14 protein-coding genes and 2 pseudogenes are annotated in these 18,180 nt (G+C 56.1%); 7 read left to right on the top strand and 9 right to left on the bottom strand.

The window, feature by feature from the left end:
- Nucleotides 1–426: 426 nt before the first annotated feature.
- On the bottom strand, nucleotides 427–1,062 hold the full coding sequence (locus GSQ86_RS14310; RefSeq protein ID WP_158750626.1) for a TetR/AcrR family transcriptional regulator: 636 nt from the start codon (nucleotides 1,060–1,062) through the stop codon (nucleotides 427–429).
- 258 nt (nucleotides 1,063–1,320) lie between these two features.
- On the opposite strand from GSQ86_RS14310, the gene GSQ86_RS14305 reads away from it, so the two are divergent.
- Both GSQ86_RS14305 and GSQ86_RS14300 read left to right on the top strand, forming a co-directional pair.
- Nucleotides 1,321–2,193: an NmrA family NAD(P)-binding protein gene (locus tag GSQ86_RS14305; RefSeq protein WP_158750625.1), complete on the top strand. Its 873-nt coding sequence runs from the start codon at nucleotides 1,321–1,323 to the stop codon at nucleotides 2,191–2,193.
- Nucleotides 2,194–2,299: 106 nt separating this feature from the next.
- Nucleotides 2,300–2,788, top strand: coding sequence for a hypothetical protein (locus GSQ86_RS14300; protein WP_158750624.1), 489 nt, complete (start codon nucleotides 2,300–2,302; stop codon nucleotides 2,786–2,788).
- Nucleotides 2,789–3,506: 718 nt separating this feature from the next.
- Here the strand turns inward: GSQ86_RS14300 and GSQ86_RS14295 are convergent.
- Entirely contained in the window at nucleotides 3,507–5,762 is a 2,256-nt protein-coding gene (locus GSQ86_RS14295) for a copper-translocating P-type ATPase (RefSeq protein WP_158750623.1), read from the bottom strand.
- Between the two features lie 221 nt (nucleotides 5,763–5,983).
- Here GSQ86_RS14295 and GSQ86_RS14290 point away from each other — a divergent pair, with 221 nt between their 5' ends.
- Nucleotides 5,984–6,184 (top strand): hypothetical protein, encoded by a 201-nt coding sequence (locus GSQ86_RS14290; protein ID WP_158750622.1) that lies wholly within the window; start codon nucleotides 5,984–5,986, stop codon nucleotides 6,182–6,184.
- Nucleotides 6,185–6,464: 280 nt separating this feature from the next.
- Here GSQ86_RS14290 and GSQ86_RS23965 read toward each other — a convergent pair.
- The 6 genes and pseudogenes from GSQ86_RS23965 to GSQ86_RS14260 all read right to left on the bottom strand — a co-directional run.
- Nucleotides 6,465–6,620: pseudogene (locus GSQ86_RS23965) on the bottom strand (response regulator transcription factor); the annotation flags it as partial.
- Between the two features lie 179 nt (nucleotides 6,621–6,799).
- Entirely contained in the window at nucleotides 6,800–7,531 is a 732-nt protein-coding gene (locus GSQ86_RS14280) for a Crp/Fnr family transcriptional regulator (RefSeq protein WP_254062388.1), read from the bottom strand.
- Between the two features lie 298 nt (nucleotides 7,532–7,829).
- Nucleotides 7,830–8,255 carry a transaldolase family protein gene (locus GSQ86_RS14275; RefSeq protein WP_256366843.1) on the bottom strand — a complete coding sequence of 142 codons (426 nt, stop codon included), beginning with the start codon at nucleotides 8,253–8,255 and terminating at the stop codon, nucleotides 7,830–7,832.
- 187 nt (nucleotides 8,256–8,442) lie between these two features.
- Nucleotides 8,443–9,243, bottom strand: a complete 801-nt coding sequence (tpiA, locus tag GSQ86_RS14270) for a triose-phosphate isomerase (protein ID WP_158750620.1) — start codon at nucleotides 9,241–9,243, stop codon at nucleotides 8,443–8,445.
- The gene (locus GSQ86_RS14265; RefSeq protein WP_174239973.1) at nucleotides 9,240–10,334 is read right to left on the bottom strand and encodes a class I fructose-bisphosphate aldolase; all 1,095 of its coding nucleotides are present in this window, start codon (nucleotides 10,332–10,334) and stop codon (nucleotides 9,240–9,242) included. Before GSQ86_RS14265 ends, tpiA begins: the two co-directional genes overlap by 4 nt.
- Nucleotides 10,316–12,760 carry a phosphoketolase gene (locus tag GSQ86_RS14260; protein WP_158750646.1) on the bottom strand — a complete coding sequence of 815 codons (2,445 nt, stop codon included), beginning with the start codon at nucleotides 12,758–12,760 and terminating at the stop codon, nucleotides 10,316–10,318. The genes GSQ86_RS14265 and GSQ86_RS14260 overlap by 19 nt, the downstream gene beginning before the upstream one ends.
- Nucleotides 12,761–12,882: 122 nt before the next feature.
- Here GSQ86_RS14260 and GSQ86_RS14255 point away from each other — a divergent pair, with 122 nt between their 5' ends.
- The 4 genes and pseudogenes from GSQ86_RS14255 (at nucleotide 12,883) to GSQ86_RS23685 (ending at nucleotide 17,653) form a co-directional block, all read left to right on the top strand.
- Nucleotides 12,883–13,083 (top strand): hypothetical protein, encoded by a 201-nt coding sequence (locus GSQ86_RS14255; RefSeq protein WP_158750619.1) that lies wholly within the window; start codon nucleotides 12,883–12,885, stop codon nucleotides 13,081–13,083.
- Nucleotides 13,084–13,568: 485 nt separating this feature from the next.
- Complete coding sequence (locus GSQ86_RS14250) at nucleotides 13,569–16,307, top strand: plasma-membrane proton-efflux P-type ATPase (RefSeq protein ID WP_158750618.1); 2,739 nt, start codon at nucleotides 13,569–13,571, stop codon at nucleotides 16,305–16,307.
- 42 nt (nucleotides 16,308–16,349) lie between these two features.
- A pseudogene (locus GSQ86_RS23545) lies at nucleotides 16,350–17,222 on the top strand (ADP-polyphosphate phosphotransferase).
- Nucleotides 17,223–17,518: 296 nt separating this feature from the next.
- A complete protein-coding gene (locus tag GSQ86_RS23685) occupies nucleotides 17,519–17,653 on the top strand; it encodes a hypothetical protein (protein ID WP_256366842.1) in 135 nt (44 codons plus the stop codon).
- An 18-nt stretch (nucleotides 17,654–17,671) separates the two neighbouring features.
- On the opposite strand, the gene GSQ86_RS23125 is transcribed toward GSQ86_RS23685, so the two are convergent.
- Complete coding sequence (locus tag GSQ86_RS23125) at nucleotides 17,672–18,151, bottom strand: hypothetical protein (RefSeq protein WP_216841167.1); 480 nt, start codon at nucleotides 18,149–18,151, stop codon at nucleotides 17,672–17,674.
- Between the last annotated feature and the right edge of the window lie 29 nt (nucleotides 18,152–18,180).

The raw sequence follows: 18,180 nt of genomic DNA, 5'->3' as shown, positions 1-18,180 counted from the left end.
AACCAGAGCAACAACAAAAGCAAAAGCCCTGTGAAGGAAAAACAAAGAACTAACCCTTAACACCAGTGACCTGCTCATAGAAACGCGCTTCTCGTCACTTGGCCGAATAGTCGGCTTGTCGGACAAGTGACTGTGGGCCAGCATCTTATAGGATCACTTCTCCGGATAGCCGGTTTTACGGCCAACTGGAGAAGACGTAGACCGATCTGAATAGTTCGATGAGCGCATTGCCCTGTTGGCAACAGTTGATGTGTGTGGGACTGGACTTCAGGAGGTTTCGGTAGAGAGCACTGGGACTTTCCTTCTCCCAAAATCTCGACCGTCACCGGTCTGTTGCGTCATCAGTAGGTCTACGGCCTTGGAAAAACGGTTGACACCGGGTACGCCACGGGCATACATCCAACGACTCCTAAGTAGACAGATCTGTTATTGCTTTGAGGCACGGGATCGGCCGGATCGCTCAGAGACCGCCCTCTTCGGCAATCGTGGAACAACCTGGACGCCTGCCCAAAGCGTTGCGAGCGTTTGCTCGACCACGAGAGTCTGGTCGGGCCGGTCAGGCACAACCCCTTGGATGACCATGAGCGTGGCGAGGCCGAAGATCGTGTACCACCAGGTGTGGGCTACCACGATGTCATTCCTGCTTGGCAGTCCTTCGGCCTTGGCAACTTCGAAGAAGAGCTGTACGAAACGTTCGAACAAAGGCCTGCCAATGTCGTCGATATATTGTCCAGCGCGGATACCGTTACGGTTCTCCGGCCCGAAGAAGACGTTGCGGAACTGCTGTGGATGGGCAGTGCAGAACTGAATCAAGCCACGTGAAGTCGCAAAAAGGCGCTCTTTGGGTACAGGATGTTTAGCGGCAATCGCGTCGAAGTTCTGAATCAGCAGGCCGATCGTCTCGCGGCTCAGTTCGGCGAGAATATGCCATTTGTCGGGAAAATGCTGATAGATCACGGCGTGCGTATAGCCGATCTCTTTAGCGATCTCGCGAAGCGTCACGGCTTCGTAGCCGCGATCGGCAAACATTTTGCTGGCAGCCGCAAGGATTTCGCGCCGCAACCTCTCCTTGCGCTCTACCCGGCGACTTGGTGATGCGGATGTCACTTCAAAAGATTAGTCGTTTTTAACGATTTTTGCAACCGCTTGTTGATTTATGACCAGTGGTTTCAACACGTCACCTCTAATGGCACAGTTTGGTTATTATTCACGATATGAAACCACTGATTAATTTGTAACCAATGGTTACGACAAGTCTCTAATTGTCAGGTCGCGCATTTGGATGGGCGGCCAAAATACGAGGCAAAAGGAGAAACGAGCATGTATTTAGTCATGGGAATTACTGGAAATGTTGGGGGCGCCACCGCGCGGCATCTGCTGAAGCAAGGCAAACGAGTGCGAGCACTTGTGCGCAATCGCGAGAAAGCGGCGAAGTGGGCAGACCAAGGAGTGGAGTTGATGGATGGAGACTGGAACGATGCAACAGCCATAGCGGCGGCGCTCAAAGGTGTTGAGGGCGCGTTTGTTATGTTGCCGGCTGTATGGGCACCCTCGCCTGACTACAGAGAAGCGAAGGGTGTGATTGCGAACTATGTCGAGGCGTTGAGCAGGGTGGCGCCCCCGCGGGTAGTAGCGCTCTCGTCGATGGGCGCGAATAGGACAAGTGGCGTGGGAAATGTCACGGCCTTATCACTCTTGGAGCAAGGTCTTCGGAGCCTGCCGTCTCCGGTCGCATTTGTGCGCGCAGGCGGCTTTTTCGAAAACTTTCTTTTCGGCTTACAGGCCGCCCAGGGCGGAACGTTACCGGTCTTCTACAATCCTACAAACCGGAAATCGACAATGGTCGCGTCAGAAGACATCGGCGCAGAGGTGGCAACGCTTCTGACCGGGCCGGCGTGGTCAAGGCATCGCGTCATCGAGTTGGGTTCGATGGTAAGCGCAGATGAAGTGGCCGGACAGTTGGGTGAAGTCCTGAAACTCGACGTAAAAGCCTTTGCGGTCCCGCGCGCAGGGTGGGCGGAAGCATTCCAGCAGTTCGGCATCCCGAAGGGCCACACCGGATCTGCTGAAGAAATGTTTGAGGGCATTAGCGCGGGGTGGATGGACCTGGGAATCGCGGGTACGGAGCACATAGCGGGTACGACGTCTGCACGCGATGTGTTTGCGGCTGCACAAAACGCCGTCAGGGCGTAAGTCCGTGCATCTCTTGAGTTCACCTTTGAACTCAAGAGATGCACCGCGCACTTGGAGTTGCAGCAAATTTAAGGAGATGAAAACCATGTCTAAGGAGATGAAAATCATGAGTAGATCGTGGTGGATGCTCATCGTGACGATTGTGATCGGCCTTACCGCCTTTGTTGGTGGGCCACACATTTGGCCGATGGCACCTGACGTTCCCATGCCACCGGCGAACCTTTTGCCCGGATACATTGTGCTCTCGGCCATTGAGGCGCTCGCCTTTGGTTTTGCTGTGGCGTTCGCCTTATTCGGATGGCCAGCGATCCGCGGCTTGGGCCTCGGTGCGGCTTGGCTAAACAAATGGTTGTTCGTCACTCTCTGCTGGTTCATGGGCAACTGGTGGATGCACGACAGCCTGCACATGCACAATGGTATGAACATGCATCACTTGCTCTTCATTGAAGTAGGCTTCCATATAACGATGCTGATTTGCGGAGTGACAATGGCCCTGAGCTTTGTGCGTCTAGCTCCGCACTCGCGGCGGCAAAATGGACGCGAGCGAGCAGAAGCCCGTGCAGACGGCGGAGTAGAGGCAGATTGGCTCTGTTGACGCCTTGATGCGGTTAAGCCCGAATGAGCAGAAATCAGCTTAATCTGAAGTTGTTCTGCGGCCTCCCGCTGCTTCGCGCTGGCTAAACGCTCCTCTGTGGTAGTTGCTATCCAATGTTCAAACCCAAACGATTAACTAAAGAAGGAGGGAATTGGCGCTAGATTGCGGTAGCTTCATACTGCAATTGCAGTACTGGACGGATTTAAAATGCAACGATTTTGGGTACAGATTCGGGTACAGACATCAGTTTGGTCAAATTACGCTCAATTACGCTAAATGGCTGTTCAACAAAGACTTAGGGTCAAGCCAACTTACGCTTAATTTCCCTTATTTATCATAGATTTACGGTGTTCTTCAGAGACTTAAAATTCGCATCGAGCAATCGAGTGGGGGTTCGAGTCCCCCTCCGGCACCACTCCTTACACCTTAACTTACTTATATGAAATAACTTACGACGACCAAGACTCTGTCGCATAGCGACCTTGCTCTCGACGGTCGTGTTTCAGGTACAAAAATGGGTACAGTGAACATCCTCTCTACTTTGAGAGGTTTACAAAGAATCGCTGCCTCTCTTCGGTAGCATGGCTTCGTCTTGTTTCTCTTAATTACGTTAGATTACGATGTGCGCGACGGATAAACGGCCCGCTCGCCCTCAAGTCGGTGGGAATTGCGTCCAATCAATTCATCATTCCAATAAGGGCCACCTCAGCTTTGAAAGCTACAGTTTCTTGGTTCGGAGCCGCAGGGCATTAGCGATTACTGAGACGGAACTGAAGCTCATGGCGGCCGCCGCAATCATGGGGTTGAGCAGCCACCCAAATGCGGGATACAAAACACCGGCAGCAAGAGGCACGCCCAGAACGTTGTAGAAGAAGGCGAAGAACAGGTTCTCGCGGATGTTGCCCATAGTGCGCTTGCTCAACTGTCGTGCCTTCACTATCCCGCGCAGGTCGCCTCTGACCAGTGTGATACCTCCGGTCTCCATCGCCACATCGGTTCCGGTTCCCATGGCTATGCCGACCTGCGCCTGTGCCAGCGCTGGCGCGTCATTCACCCCATCCCCGGCCATCGCCACTACTGCCCCTTGCGATTGAAGTTTCTTTACGACCTCGGCTTTCTTCTCTGGTAGCACGTCAGCTTCAAAATCAATGCCCAGCTTTCGAGCTACCGCGTCGGCGGTCGTGTGATTGTCACCGGTAACCATCACAACCTTGATGCCTGCCTGCTTTAACTGCTGAATCGCCTGAAGCGCGAATGCTTTGATCGGATCGGCTACCCCAATAAGGCCGGCAAAGCGCCCATCGGAGGCCACGAACATGATCGTCTGGCCTTCCTTGCGAAGGCCCTCCGCCCGCTCCAGCAAGGGTTCAACGGACACGCCAAGGTCCTTCATCAGCGCAGCATTTCCCGTCCCAATCCGCTTGCCCTGCATGGTTCCGGTGACGCCTTTTCCCGTAATCGATTGGAATTCCGCGACCGTGACTAGCTCGATCTGCTTCTCCCTGGCTCCAGCCAGGATGGCTGCCGCCAGTGGATGCTCACTCGCTTTTTCAAGGCTAGCGACAGACTGGAGAAGGTTAGTTTCATCGAAACCTTCCGCCGGGATAACCGCAGTGAGGCTCGGCTTGCCTTCGGTAAGCGTTCCCGTCTTGTCCACGACAAGGGTGTCCACCTTTTCAAAGATCTCCAGAGCCTCAGCGTTTCGGATGAGGATTCCTTCACCTGCCCCACGACCGGTGCCCACCATGATGGACATCGGAGTGGCCAATCCCAGAGCGCACGGGCAGGCGATGATGAGTACCGCCACCGCATTCACCAGTGCGTGGGCATAGTGAGGCTGGGGGCCAAAGATTGCCCAGACAGCAAACGTGATCACAGACGCGGCCAGAACCGCAGGGACGAAGTACGTTGCAACCCTGTCCGTGAGCCGCTGAATCGGCGCGCGCGTCCTTTGCGCTTCGCTCACCATCTTCACGATCTGTGCGAGAAGAGTGTCGGCTCCCACCCTTTCCGCCTTCATTACGAAACTTCCGGTTCCATTGATGGTGCCGCCGACTACTTTTGCATCGACAGTCTTCTCGACTGGAATCGGTTCGCCGCTGACCATCGACTCGTCTACAGAGCTGCGGCCTTCGATCACCGACCCATCCGTGGGGACCTTCTCCCCGGGACGGACACGCAGGTGATCCCCCACCTGAATCTCGCTCAAAACGACATCGGCTTCTTTCCCGTCCTGTGAGATACGGCGTGCTGTCTTTGGGGCAAGCCCGAGGAGCGCTCTGATTGCGCTGCTCGTCTGGCTGCGGGCTTTCAACTCCAAGACCTGCCCCAGCAGTACCAGCGCGGTGATCGCCGCCGCCGCCTCAAAGTACAAGGCAAGATTGCCGGACATATCTCGGAAGGTCCGCGGAAAAATGCCTGGCGCGAAAACGGCGGCAATACTATAGAGATATGCGGCACCGGCACCCATTGCAATTAGGGTGAACATATTTGGGCTGCGATGAACGACTGAGGCCCAGCCGCGCTCGAAAAAAGGCCAGCCGGCCCATAGAACGACAGGTGTCGCAAGCGCGAACTCGACCCATCCGAGCCAACGCCCGGGCAGGAGACGTTCGAGCGGATGACCGGGCAGCATGGCAGAAACCATGACGGCGAGCAGGGGAGCTGTGAGAACAACGGCAACCCAGAAGCGTCTCGTCATGTTGGTTAGCTCAGGGTTCGCCGAGTCGACCGACACGTTGCGCGGCTCAAGCGCCATTCCGCAAATGGGACAACTGCCCCGCTGATCGCGTACGATCTCCGGATGCATAGGGCATGTGTATTCGGTACGGCCGGCAGTAGAAGCTGGATCGACGGGCTCAAGGGCCATGCCGCACTTCGGACTGGGTCCCGGCTTTTCCGCCCGCACCTCCGGGTGCATTGGGCAGGCGAATTTACCCGGTGGAATGGAGCGAGGGGCAACTTTTTCGGACATGAGAATCTCCTCGGCGCGCCACGGAAGCGGTTTGAGCCCTATTTTTGTTGGTCAGGCTAGGAAAAACTGTGCTCTTTTGTACATGTCTTTCTACCTGCCATGCTCAACGATGTCGAAGATCTTCTCAATCTCTTGACGCAGCCGTTTGGAACATCCACGATGGAAAGAGCTGGTCGACCGCGATCATTTTCAGCGCATCGAAATTGGATAGGAGAATTAGAATGCCTCAGAGCAGACATGAACGAGCTGCAGAACTCCATAATCTTGCTGCGCACGCTCACAGCGCCGCAGCCACAGCTCATGGCAAAGGAGACCATCTCACTGCTCACGAACTCTCCAAACAGGCCCTTGAGCACTCCAGGAATGCACATAAGCACAGCGAAGAGCTAATCGCCGAGACCGCGCGCTCCGAGAAGAAGTGATCTCGTGCTCGGACCTCAATAGGACGCCGATCTGAGGGAGATAATTATCTCTGCAGGTTGGACAATCGCAGCAGGCAACGATCACATACTCCTTCCCGGCTTGATCGTGCCCATTTTTCGGAATCCAGATAGGCGCCGGCGTATTCGGATGCTGGATAGCCGCGTGCTCCATCTGAGCCATGGCTCTCACCGTCTCCAACATAGTGCCCGGATTGCTTTCCTTTTCGTAGAAGACATCCGCTGCAACACCGAGTGGCACACTGTCGCCTGAGAACGCTCCGCTCATCGAGATCACCTGAATTGCGGGGAAGCGACGGCGGATTACGGAGAGGAATTCAAAGCCAGATATACCCGGCATGTTGAGGTCGGAGATAAGGATGTCGGGAACATCATTCCGCAGCTCAGCGAGGGCGGAGAAACCATCTTCGGCCGACCAGACACTATGTCCAAATGCGTAAAGATCAGAGACAACGAGGCTCGAAGCGACGCCTAGTCATCCCCGATAAGGAGCTTTACTTTTGCATTGGGCATCATGTGCCTTTCCCAGGCATCAAAGCACCCCCTGAAGCAAGTATCCCATCCCACCAACGTCGATTCTGTTCACTTTTGCTTGTACTAAGCCCGTCCCGCAGCCCTTGGTTGAGCTTCCGGCAAGCCTACGATCGGCGGCTTTTCTGCATTCTGCTCGGGCAATTGATCGTGCAGGATCACATTGAGCAGTGACTTATGCACATGGATGCGACCGTTGTATTCGATAAAACCCATTTTGCGAAACCGGTTCATGAAAAAGCTGACTCGGGAGCGCGTGGTGCCGATCATCTCCGCCAGCGTCTCCTGCGTGATCTGCGGAATCATCGTTTCCGGTTCACCTGGTTTGCCAAACTCCGCCATCAAAAGGAGGATTCTCGCCAAACGCTTCTCGCTGGAATTGAAGAGTTGATCGACCAGATCAGCCTGGGTGCGCATACTCCGGGCTAGCAGGAACTTCAAAAAAAGATCGGAGAACGCGTGTTCCTCGTGCATTACACGGATCATCTCCGCTCGCTCGATCTTAAGACCTGTACATGCAGTGATTGCAGTAGCCGTCGCCATACGAAGTCCGACGGCTCCTGCAATGGATTCCTCACCGACGAAGTCTCCGGACGAGAGAAGCGTGATCGTAGCTTCTTTCCCTCTTTCCGAAACCACCGTGATTTTTGCACGGCCCTTCTGCAGATAGAAAACGGAGTCGGCGGGATTACCCTGCGAAAAGAAGACTTGCTTTGGCTTCAATTTAACGATCCTACGTCCCAGCCCTGTCTTCGCCAAGAAGTCAGCGGGGTCGAAGATACTGTTGTCGGTATTCATTTGAGTGCCTCTCTTCCGCATACGTTTACGGGTAACGATTGATCGTTCTGTATGAAGGCCCAGACCCGGTACACAAATGCATTGTGGCCCATATCTCAAAATTCGTGAGCCGGTTCCGAAACGAGAGGGAAATACGTCATCTCTAAGCGCATTTATACTCTTGCCTCAGGCATTATCGCCCTCGGGGGAACACTGTGTATGTTCTATTTTGCTCATTCCGGGACATCGCGTAGAAACCTGCTTCATCCTCCAGACACGAAGGATGGGGTGGCAGATTGTCAGCCCCAGTTTGCCCGATTCACGCTGCCTTGAGCGCTGCACTCTTGGACGCGATGCACTCCAGCAGGTCTTTCCACGACTTGAAGAACGACGCAGCCCCCTCGTCCTGGAGGTGCGAGCCCAAGAGCGTCGGTGTCGATTCCCGCCTTGGTGAATTTCTCCAGCGGATTCTCAATATGAGCAAGCAGGATTTCGCCGATAGCCCGTGATCGGCGAGGGCTTTCAACGTGGCCTCAGGCATGGTGTTCACGGTGAAGGGCGCGGCAAGGGCCGGATGTACAGCGTGTCGGGGGGCTTTGGGGTCCTTGGTCCCGGCGCTGGCAAAAATCAGGCGCTGGGCGCGTGCGACGGCGTTGAAGATGCGCTGCCAGCGAGCCGAGTCGAGCACCGAGCGATAACTCTCATAGACCTTTCCAGCGATGGCGATGCCAAGCTGGTTCCGCAGTTCTTCGGGAGCCGACGTCGGGATTCAGTCCGGCTGCGATCCAGAGTTGTATGTGCGAGCAAGACTGTCGGCAGAGAGATCTCAGACTCGCGCTCGCGATAACAGAGTTGGCGGCGCAACAAGGCGGCGAAATACGGAACAGTGAACGAACCGTCGAATCAGACTCAACCAACTTGCAAGGGTCGTTTCATGTCGGCTGCATTTCTACTCGTCCCTCATTGATGCCAGCGCGGACAATGGCAAGCAATTCGTCGGCTTTCAGGCTGGCCCCACCGACCAGAGCACCGTCCACGCCATTACGGCTAAGAAATGCGGCGGCGTTGTCCGGCTCGACGCTACCGCCGTACTGTATCGTGACTGCTTCAGCCGCCTCCTTGCCAAATAGCTTCGAGAATCTTCCTCGAAGGATGGCATGCGCATCCTCAGCCTGCTGCGGGGTGGCATGGTGGTCAGCATTGCCGATCGCCCACACCGGCTCGTAGGCGATGCTGATGCGAGGCAAGTCAGCGACCGGCACGTCGGCTAATCCCGAGTTGAGTTGCCGGTCGAGCATCGCTTCCGTCTGGTTGGCCTTACGTTGCTCCAGAGTCTCGCCGACGCACAAAATCACGTCGAGGCCGGAAGCCAGGGCAAACCGAACCTTTTGATTGATGAACGCATCCGATTCTCCCATCTTGTGCCGACGCTCGCTGTGTCCCAGGATGACGTACTTGCAGCCCACGTCGAGCAGCATCGTCGGGCTGACTTCGCCGGTGAATGCACCTTTCTTTTCGGGGTACATGTTCTGCGCCCCGAGCGTAATGCGGCTGCGCTTGAGGATCGCCCCGACTAGGGCCAGATAGGGGAAAGGCGGACAGAGAATGACGGATACCCCGTCCTCATTACCGACACCATCTACGACTCCCTGAGCCAACTGCGTGGCCTCCGCGGCGGTCGTATGCATCTTCCAGTTGCCGACAACAACCTTCCGGCGCTGGCCCGGTTTCATCGTGCACTCCCTGCGAGCTCTAACGATGAAACTACGAGCGGCGCATTTTCACTGTGATCCGCCTCAACTGTGGCGTTGTATTCGCCAAGGCGCGCAGCCCGGTTGCACCTGGCTCGATGGTAAAGGGCTTGCTGTGCCGCCTGCAGGTTGCTTTGGTCGCCATGCCATATCTCTAAGGCAGGTTCCTGGATGGCGCGCCCAAACGAAAACGCCAATGCCCAAGGCAGCCGCGACTTGACCCTGACGTTCATGGCATTCAGACGTGCAGAAGCAAGTTCGCCGGTTTGGCCGCCCGACAAGAATGCAATCCCTGGCACAGCAGCGGGCACGCCTCGCAGTAGATACCTCACCGTAGCGTCGGCTACTTCATCCACTGTCTCCTGCTTTGGGCATGTCGATCCTGGAAGCACCATGTTGGGCTTCAGGATCAATCCTTCCAGCTTTACGCGTTGCGAGTAGAGTTCTTTGAATACGGCTCTCAGCACTTTTTCCGTGACCTCGCCACATGTTTCGAGGGTGTGAGCGCCGTCCATGAGCACTTCTGGCTCGACTACGGGGACCAACCCGGCTTCCTGGCACAACGCCGCATAGCGGGCTAACGCGTGCGCGTTGGCCTCGATGCATCCTTCGCTCGGAATGCCGTCGCCGATGGCAAGCACCGCCCGCCACTTGGCGAAGAGTGCGCCCATCTGCGCATACTCCGCCAGACGTGCGCGCAGTCCATCTAGACCCTCGGTGATCTTCTCGCCAGGGAAGCCGGCCATCTCCTTCGCTCCGGTGTCGATCTTGATGCCGGGAATGATTCCCACGTCGACGAGCGCTTTCGCAAACGGGGTGCCATCGTCCTTCTGCTGCCGAATGGTTTCGTCATAGAGGATTGCGCCACTGATCGACTCGCCAAGGCCGGGAGTGCTTACGATCAGCTCGCGATATTTGCGGCGTGTCTCCGCAGTCTGCGGAATCCCCCACTTCGCAAATCGTTTGTTACAGGTTCCAGTGCTTTCATCGATCGCGATCAGTCCCTTGTCGTCGGCGACCATCCTCTTGGCGGTAGCTTCAAGAGAGTGTGTATTCACTTGGTGGCGTTCCATTTCCAGTTCCGTATCTCCGGCATGTCCTGGCCGTGAGCGTCGATGTAGTGTTTGTGTTCGATGAGCTTGTCCCGCATCTGCTGCTTCAGATACGCGCCCTTGGAGCCCAGATCCGGCACCCGGTCCACCACGTCCATAACCAGGTGGAAGCGGTCCAGGTCGTTCTGAACCCTCATGTCAAAGGGGGTCGTGATCGTGCCCTCTTCCTTATAACCCCGCACGTGCAGGTTGCGGTTGGTGCGGGCATAGGTCAGCCGATGGATCAGCCATGGATATCCATGAAATCCAAAGATGATGTGTTTGTCTTTTGTGAAAAGAGAGTCGTAATCCTTCTCGGTCAGTCCGTGCGGGTGTTCCGTGCTGGGTTGGAGCTTCATCAGATCGACGACATTGACCACACGGATCTTCAGCTCAGGCAGATGTGCGCGAAGGATGGAGACGGCGGCAAGAATCTCCAGGGTAGGCGTGTCTCCGCAACAGGCCATCACCACATCCGGATCACTGTCCTGATCGTTGCTGGCCCATTGCCAGATGCCGACGCCTTCCGTGCAATGCACGACCGCCTCATCCATCGTCAACCATTGGGGAAGCGCGTGCTTTCCTGCAACCACCACGTTGACGTAATTCCGGCTGCGTAGGCAGTGATCGAAGACGGACAACAGGCAGTTGGCGTCGGCGGGAAGGTAACAGCGCACGATATCGGCCTTCTTGTTGATGACGTGGTCGAGGAAGCCGGGATCCTGGTGCGTGAATCCGTTGTGGTCCTGCTGCCAGACATGGGAGGCGAGCAGATAGTTGAGCGATGAAATATCGCGCCGCCAAGGCAGTTCCCGGCATACCTTGAGCCACTTTGCATGCTGGCTGAACATCGAGTCGATAATGCGAATGAAGGCTTCATAGCTATTGAACAGCCCGTGGCGTCCGGTCAGCAGATATCCTTCCAGCCAACCCTCGCACTGGTTCTCGCTCAGCATGGAGTCGAGAACGCGGCCCGCAGGCGCGAGGAACTCGTCGTTGCAGGATTCGCGCGCGTCCCACTGACGATTGGTGACCTCGAAGACTGCTTGCAGGAGGTTCGAGACTGTTTCATCCGGACCGAAGACGCGGAAGTTATGCTTGTCCTGATTCAACTTAACAACATCGCGCAAGAACGAACCCAGCACGAGCGTGTCTTCAATCTGCACTGCACCTGGTGAAGTTACCTTGACCGCGTGGTCGTGGAAGTCCGGCATGTGCAGATCGTGAAGAAGAATGCCGCCGTTAGCGTGTGGATTAGCGCCCATCCGCCGAGTGCCAATTGGCGCCAGGTCGGCCAGTTCCTGGATGAGTCGTCCTTTTTCATCGAAGAGCTCTTCAGGCTTGTAGCTCTTCATCCAGTCCTCGAGGAGCTTGACGTGATCGGGATGCTGGGGATCGACCAGCAGCGGAACCTGGTGGGCTCGGAATGTCCCCTCGATCTGCAGGCCGTCGACAACCTTTGGTCCCGTCCAGCCTTTGGGCGATTTGAGGACGATCACGGGCCAGCGTGGGCGAGTCATGTCGTTGTTGCTGCGGGCCTCACTTTGGAAACGTTGGATGTCTTCGATGACCCTGTCGAGGGTGGCGGCCATAAGTTCGTGCATCTTCTCCGGCTCATCTCCCTCCACAAAGTAAGGCGTCCAGCCGCAGCCCCTTAGGAATTGATCCAGTTCCTCATGCTCGATGCGTGAGAGGACGGTTGGATTGCTGATCTTATAACCGTTCAGGTGCAGGATCGGCAGCACAGCTCCATCGGTCTTTGGATCGAGGAACTTGTTGGACTGCCACGAAGTCGCCAGGGACGCCGTTTCTGCCTCGCCGTCACCGATGACGCAGGCAACAATCAGGTCGGGATTGTCGAACGCTGCACCAAATGCGTGGCTCAACGAGTAACCCAGCTCACCGCCCTCGTGAATCGATCCAGGCGTCGTCGGCGCAACATGGCTGGATATCCCGCCAGGAAAGGAAAACTGCTTGAAGAGCTCTTTGAGCCCGGCTTCGTCTTGGGTGACGTTCGGATAAACTTCGCTCCAAGTGCCTTCGAGGTAGACGTTGCCCACAATCGCCGGGCCGCCATGGCCGGGGCCCGCGATGTAGAACATATTCAGGTCGTACTTCTTGATGGCCCGGTTCAGGTGAACATAGATGAAGTTCTGACCCGGCGTCGTGCCCCAGTGGGAGACCACCAGCGGCTTCACATGTCCGAGCTTCAACGGCTCCTTCAGCAGAGGATTTTCGTAGAGATAGATCTGGCCCACCGACACATAATTGGCAGCGCGCCAATAGGCATTCATTTTGCGAAGCGACTCCGGATCGAGCGTGCGGCTCTCCTTCATGGAATCTTCTTCGCCTAACGCTTCGGGTGTCTCGTGGGGCAGTTCCTCGGTGGTGAGCATGTCAGTCGGCATCATTTAATTCTCCTTTGTTTCTATGTGCGTGAAACAGTACGGTTGAATTTGTGTATCGCTAGCGTTCTGGATGCGTCTGCAACCCGAAGAGGCAGCTTGGCATATGTGAGCTCGGAATCGACATGAAGAATGCTTCGAATATCGAGGCGTTCCTCAATCTGAACGAGCATCGGCCTGTTGTCGATGAAGATGGCCTGCGCCGCCGATGTCTGGGCAATGTCGAGAGCAAGCCGAAAGATATCGAGGTCAGGCTTGCGCATGTGAACCAAACAGGAAGAGCTGAATTCACCTCGCGCGATTCATCGCTAACCACAACGATTTGAGGGCGTACCGAACCTAACGCGCAAGGCGAATTTCAGTACTTAACGGCTCAATCCTAAACAGCAAAAGATTTGAGTTCTGTGCACAATTGACCAGCTTTGTCGTCCTATCTGGCCGATGGTAGCGTCCGGGAATGCAGTATCCCTGACAGGCCAGCTTCGGTCGTTCCAACTACAGTTCGGCATCTTGCAGCCATTGCAGACTTCCAACTGACTCGCTCGGCTCATTGTGAGCAATAATGCACAGCATCTCTCACCCTGACGAAGGGATACTCCATACAACGTCCGTGGAGGAAAGGTTATCGGCGCGGGCCTACTTCTAAGGAACATGTTCAACCGGTGCGAACAGTTTAGTAGCAGCCCGAGACCCACACCTGGGTCGCAAAACAGAGCTTCGACCAGGATCAAACCTCCCCACGACAAGGGTGTGAGCGCCTCCATCAACGGACTCGAAGTCACTGAGTCAAGCAGACCAGGAGAGATTCATTATGAGCCCAGATCTCGAAACCCCTCAATCCAAGCATGAGTCTAAGCAGGATTCTCAGCCTGTGGCGAAGATCCTGTCGAAGCCTCCGGCAAAGAACGGGACGAAGTCCGATTCAGAAACTCAGGCTAAAGAAGATTTGGAGCCTGACGCAAAGTCCACGTCCAAGGACGACCTCAAGTCCATTCCAATGCCGGATCTGCAGAAGAAGCTGGAGTCAACACCGGACGGCCTCACCCAGGCCGAGGCTCAGAAGAGGCTGACACAATATGGGCCCAATGAAATTGCGGAAAAGAAAACCAATGAGTTTCTGAAGTTTCTCTCCTATTGCTGGGGCCCGATTCCGTGGATGATCGAAGCGGCAGTGATCCTCTCGGGAGTTGTGCGGCACTGGCTGGATTTTTTTATCATTCTTCTTCTGCTTTGTTCGAACGCGGTGGTCGCATTCTGGGAAGAACACCAGGCGGGCAACGCCATCGCAGCGCTGAAGGCCAAGCTGGCGATCAATGCCCGCGCCAAACGAGATGGAAAGTGGACTACTCCGAAGGCAAGTGAACTGGTGCCCGGCGACGTGATACGTCTGCGGCTGGGAGACATTGTCCCGGCGGATTCGCGCCTCCTGGCGGGCGATCCAGTGGAGGTTGACCAATCGGCATTGACGGGAGAATCTTTGCCCGTCACGTGCAAACCTGGCGGCGCGGTGTTTTCGGGATCTATCCTCCGTCAAGGCGAGATCGACGCGATGGTATACGCCACCGGTGCGAACACTTACTTTGGCAAGACCGCACAACTGGTGCAGGAAGCCCACACCGTCAGCCATTTTCAACGTGCCGTGCTGAAGATTGGCGACTACCTGATCATCCTCGCGGTGGCGCTGGTCGCGTTGATCCTCGTTGTAGCACTCTTCCGTGGCGATAAAGTCCTCACTACTTTGGAATTCTGCCTGGTGCTTCTGGTGGCCGCGATCCCTGTGGCCATGCCTACAGTATTGTCGGTAACCATGGCCGTGGGTGCGCGGCTGCTGGCGAAAAAAGAAGCGATTGTGACCCGGTTATCAGCCATTGAAGAACTGGCGGGAGTGGATGTGCTCTGCTCGGACAAGACCGGCACCCTGACCCAGAACAAGTTGACGCTGGGCGATCCGTTCAGCGTAAACAGCATTCCTGGCGACCAGCTGATTCTCTGGGCGGCACTCGCCTCTCGTGCGGAAGACAAAGACACCATCGACCTGGCCGTGATAGGCGGTATGAAAGACGATAAAGCGTTGAAAGGCTATCAGGTGCTGCATTTCCAGCCGTTCGACCCGGTGCATAAGCGCACCGAAGCCACCGTCAAGGGCGGGGACGGAAAACAATTCTTTGTGACGAAGGGGGCGCCGCAGGTCATTCTGGAAATGTCGACGAACAAGGATGAGGTGAAGTCCGCCGTCGAGAAAGCTGTTAATGAATTCGCGGGACGAGGTTTCCGTTCACTCGGCGTGGCCCGCGCCGATGAAGAAGGCAAGTGGCAGTTCGCCGGGGTGCTGCCGTTGTTCGATCCACCGCGCGAGCAGGCTAAAGCAACCATCGCCAGCGCACGGCAGATGGGCGTCAACGTCAAGATGGTTACCGGTGATCAGATCGCGATCGCTCGGGAGACTTCCCGGCAACTGGGGCTGGGCACGAACATCCTCGATGCCAGTGGATTGGGCGACACCAAACAGCAAGCGAGTACACAGACCGCTGAGTCCATCGAAAAAGCAGACGGGTTCGCCCAGGTCTTCCCGGAACATAAGTACTTCATCGTAGATGTGCTGCAGAAGCGCGACCACATCGTTGGGATGACCGGCGACGGAGTGAACGACGCACCGGCGCTCAAGAAGGCAGACTGCGGCATCGCGGTTTCCGGCGCGACGGACGCGGCGCGGGCTGCGGCCTCAATCGTGCTGCTCGCTTCCGGGCTCTCAGTGATCATCGACGCAGTCAAGGAGAGCCGGCGCATCTTTCAGCGGATGAACAGCTATGCCATGTACCGCATCGCCGAAACGCTGCGCGTGCTGCTCTTCATGACTCTCGCGATCCTGGTATTCAACTTCTATCCAGTCACAGCAGTGATGATCGTGATGCTGGCGCTGCTCAATGACGGGGCGATTCTGTCCATCGCCTATGACAACGTTCATTACAAGGACAAGCCCGAGGCTTGGAACATGCGCATGGTACTGGGGATCTCTACCGTGCTCGGCGTCATCGGCGTTATCGCCGCGTTCGGGCTCTTCTATCTTGGTGAGCGTGTCTTTCACCTCGACCGCGGGCACATCCAGACGCTGATGTACCTGAAGCTGTCGGTGGCAGGACATCTGACGATTTTCCTGACACGCACACGCGGCCCATTCTGGTCGATACGCCCGGCACGGATTCTGTGGATAGCCGTACTCGGTACGCAAACGGTGGCGACTCTGATTGCCGTGTATGGGCTGTTCATGACGCCCCTCGGCTGGAAGTGGGCAGGATTCGTCTGGGGCTACGCTCTGGTGTGGTTCCTTGTGAATGACCGAGTGAAACTGCTCGCCTATCGAATCTTTGACCCGGCGAAAGTCCCGCTATTGGCGAAGAAGACGCCAGTCGACCTTACGCCTCAGATCGCTGCACGAGCCTATGAACTCTACCAGGAGCGCGTCCAAGGCGAAAGCCAGCAGGATCACCACTGGCTGGAGGCAGAGCGCGAGACTCGCAGCGATCCGTCAGTGCCCCCGAAGGTCGCGTGAGAGCGCTTGCCGGATGCAGCCAATGACACGGAAGGAGAAAAAATGAAAATCGATGCGAAGGACTTCCGTGTTCCGTCCGGGAAAAAGGTCAAGCTCTCGAAGTGGCCGACGATTGTGAAGCCAGTGTACAAATCGAAGGAGAAGTATCAGGAACTTCTGGAAAAGCATGTTGAAGAGTTGAGTTCACTGCAGCACCTTCACTACGCTTCGAACCGCTATGCACTGCTGCTGATCTTTCAGGGTATGGACGGGGCTGGCAAGGACGGCGCGATCCGGCACGTCATGTCCGGGGTCAATCCTGAAGGCTGCGAGGTATTCAGCTTCAAGCAACCGAGCGCCGAGGAATTGGAACACGATTTTCTCTGGCGCTCGACCTGTCGGCTTCCCGAGCGGTGACGGATCGGCATCTTCAATCGTTCCTATTACGAGGAAGTGCTGGTGGTTCGCGTGCATCCGGAGATTCTCCGCAGCCAGGGACTTCCGGCGGAATTGCGCAACGAGAAAACCACCTGGCAGGAACGGTACGACTCCATCGTAGACATGGAGAGGCATCTCGATCGCAACGGCACGAAGATCGTCAAAATATTTCTTCACCTTTCGCAAGATGAGCAGCGAAAGCGATTCCTCGCCCGGATCGATGAGCCTGACAAGAACTGGAAATTCAGCCTCGCGGACATTCATGAGAGGAAATACTGGAAGCTTTACGTTGAAGCGTATGAGGCTTGCTTACAGGCGACAAGCACCCATCACACACCATGGTACGTTGTACCGGCCGACGATAAGGAGAACGCCCGCCTGATCGTTTCGGGAATCGTTCTTAACGCGCTCGAAGGCCTCAAAATGGCCTATCCAAAAACCACTGCGAAGCGCCGGGCGGAATTGCAGTTAATCCGCAAGCAGCTGGAGGAAAAATAACGTCTGACTTCCCCTCCCGGACTATCCTCAGCTTCATCAAGGGTGACCGAACCACGGTTCTAAATCTTCGTGAGAGTGTTACAGAGAGTTTCGACCTCTATAACGCGGGAGATCGGGCGGCAGGACAGACCATCAATTTCGCTACTTGCCACGAGGTTCGGCGCACGCAACTCGGAAACAACAACGTCTACGGTCGGGATGGTGAAACCAGTTGGTTCGACTGGAAGCATTGCACTGGCGACAAGGAGTTACTTCGGTTGTACAGCATATGATTCGGGTTCGTCTCGAGTTCGATCATGGAATCGAAGTTCGCCGGAAAAGCCTCGAAGACTATTTCACCAAGACTCGCATTGAATGGCATGGCGTTGAGCCTGGCAAACCCGACTGGAGCGACGACTCCCGCAGCATTGCAGAAGTCCGGCGAGCATTGATCGAAAGTACATTCAGCGTTATACCTTTGCTTCCGGCGGGTCGGCGGCTCCTCCCACCGGCAGGCAATCCGGCACGTCAAGGCGCGCGACGCCGATTCTGTTGTCGGCCATTCCATAATAAACATCGAAGCGGTTCGGTAAGCCCAGATCGTCACGGCAATCGATGCCGGTGGGAAACACAACGTTGGCGATCGTGCCGCTTCGTTCCTGCGACAGCTCCGGCTTCAACACCGGCTCCGCCGAGCGATAGAGAATCACTTGCGGATGCACCTTTGAGAGCACCATCACACCGGCCGAGTAGCAGAGTTGATGCTCTGCGCTACCCGGCTTCGCTAGGTCGCTGACACCGTGATAAACAATCAACCAGCCATGCCGGGTCAAGATGGGTGGTGTGCCACTGCCGATCTTCAGACGCTCCCAGGGCGACACCGGAGTTGCCAACCGGTGATGCGAAGTAAACTGGCCGAGCCGATCGGGTCCACCACTCTCCGATGCCATTGGGCAGTAAGAAATCCATATACTTTCCC

The sequence above is a fragment of the Acidobacterium sp. S8 genome (genome assembly GCF_009765985.1).
Lineage (GTDB): Bacteria > Acidobacteriota > Terriglobia > Terriglobales > Acidobacteriaceae > Alloacidobacterium.
Note: the sequence above shows the minus strand (reverse complement) of the source record. Positions and strands in the feature narration are given on the sequence as shown.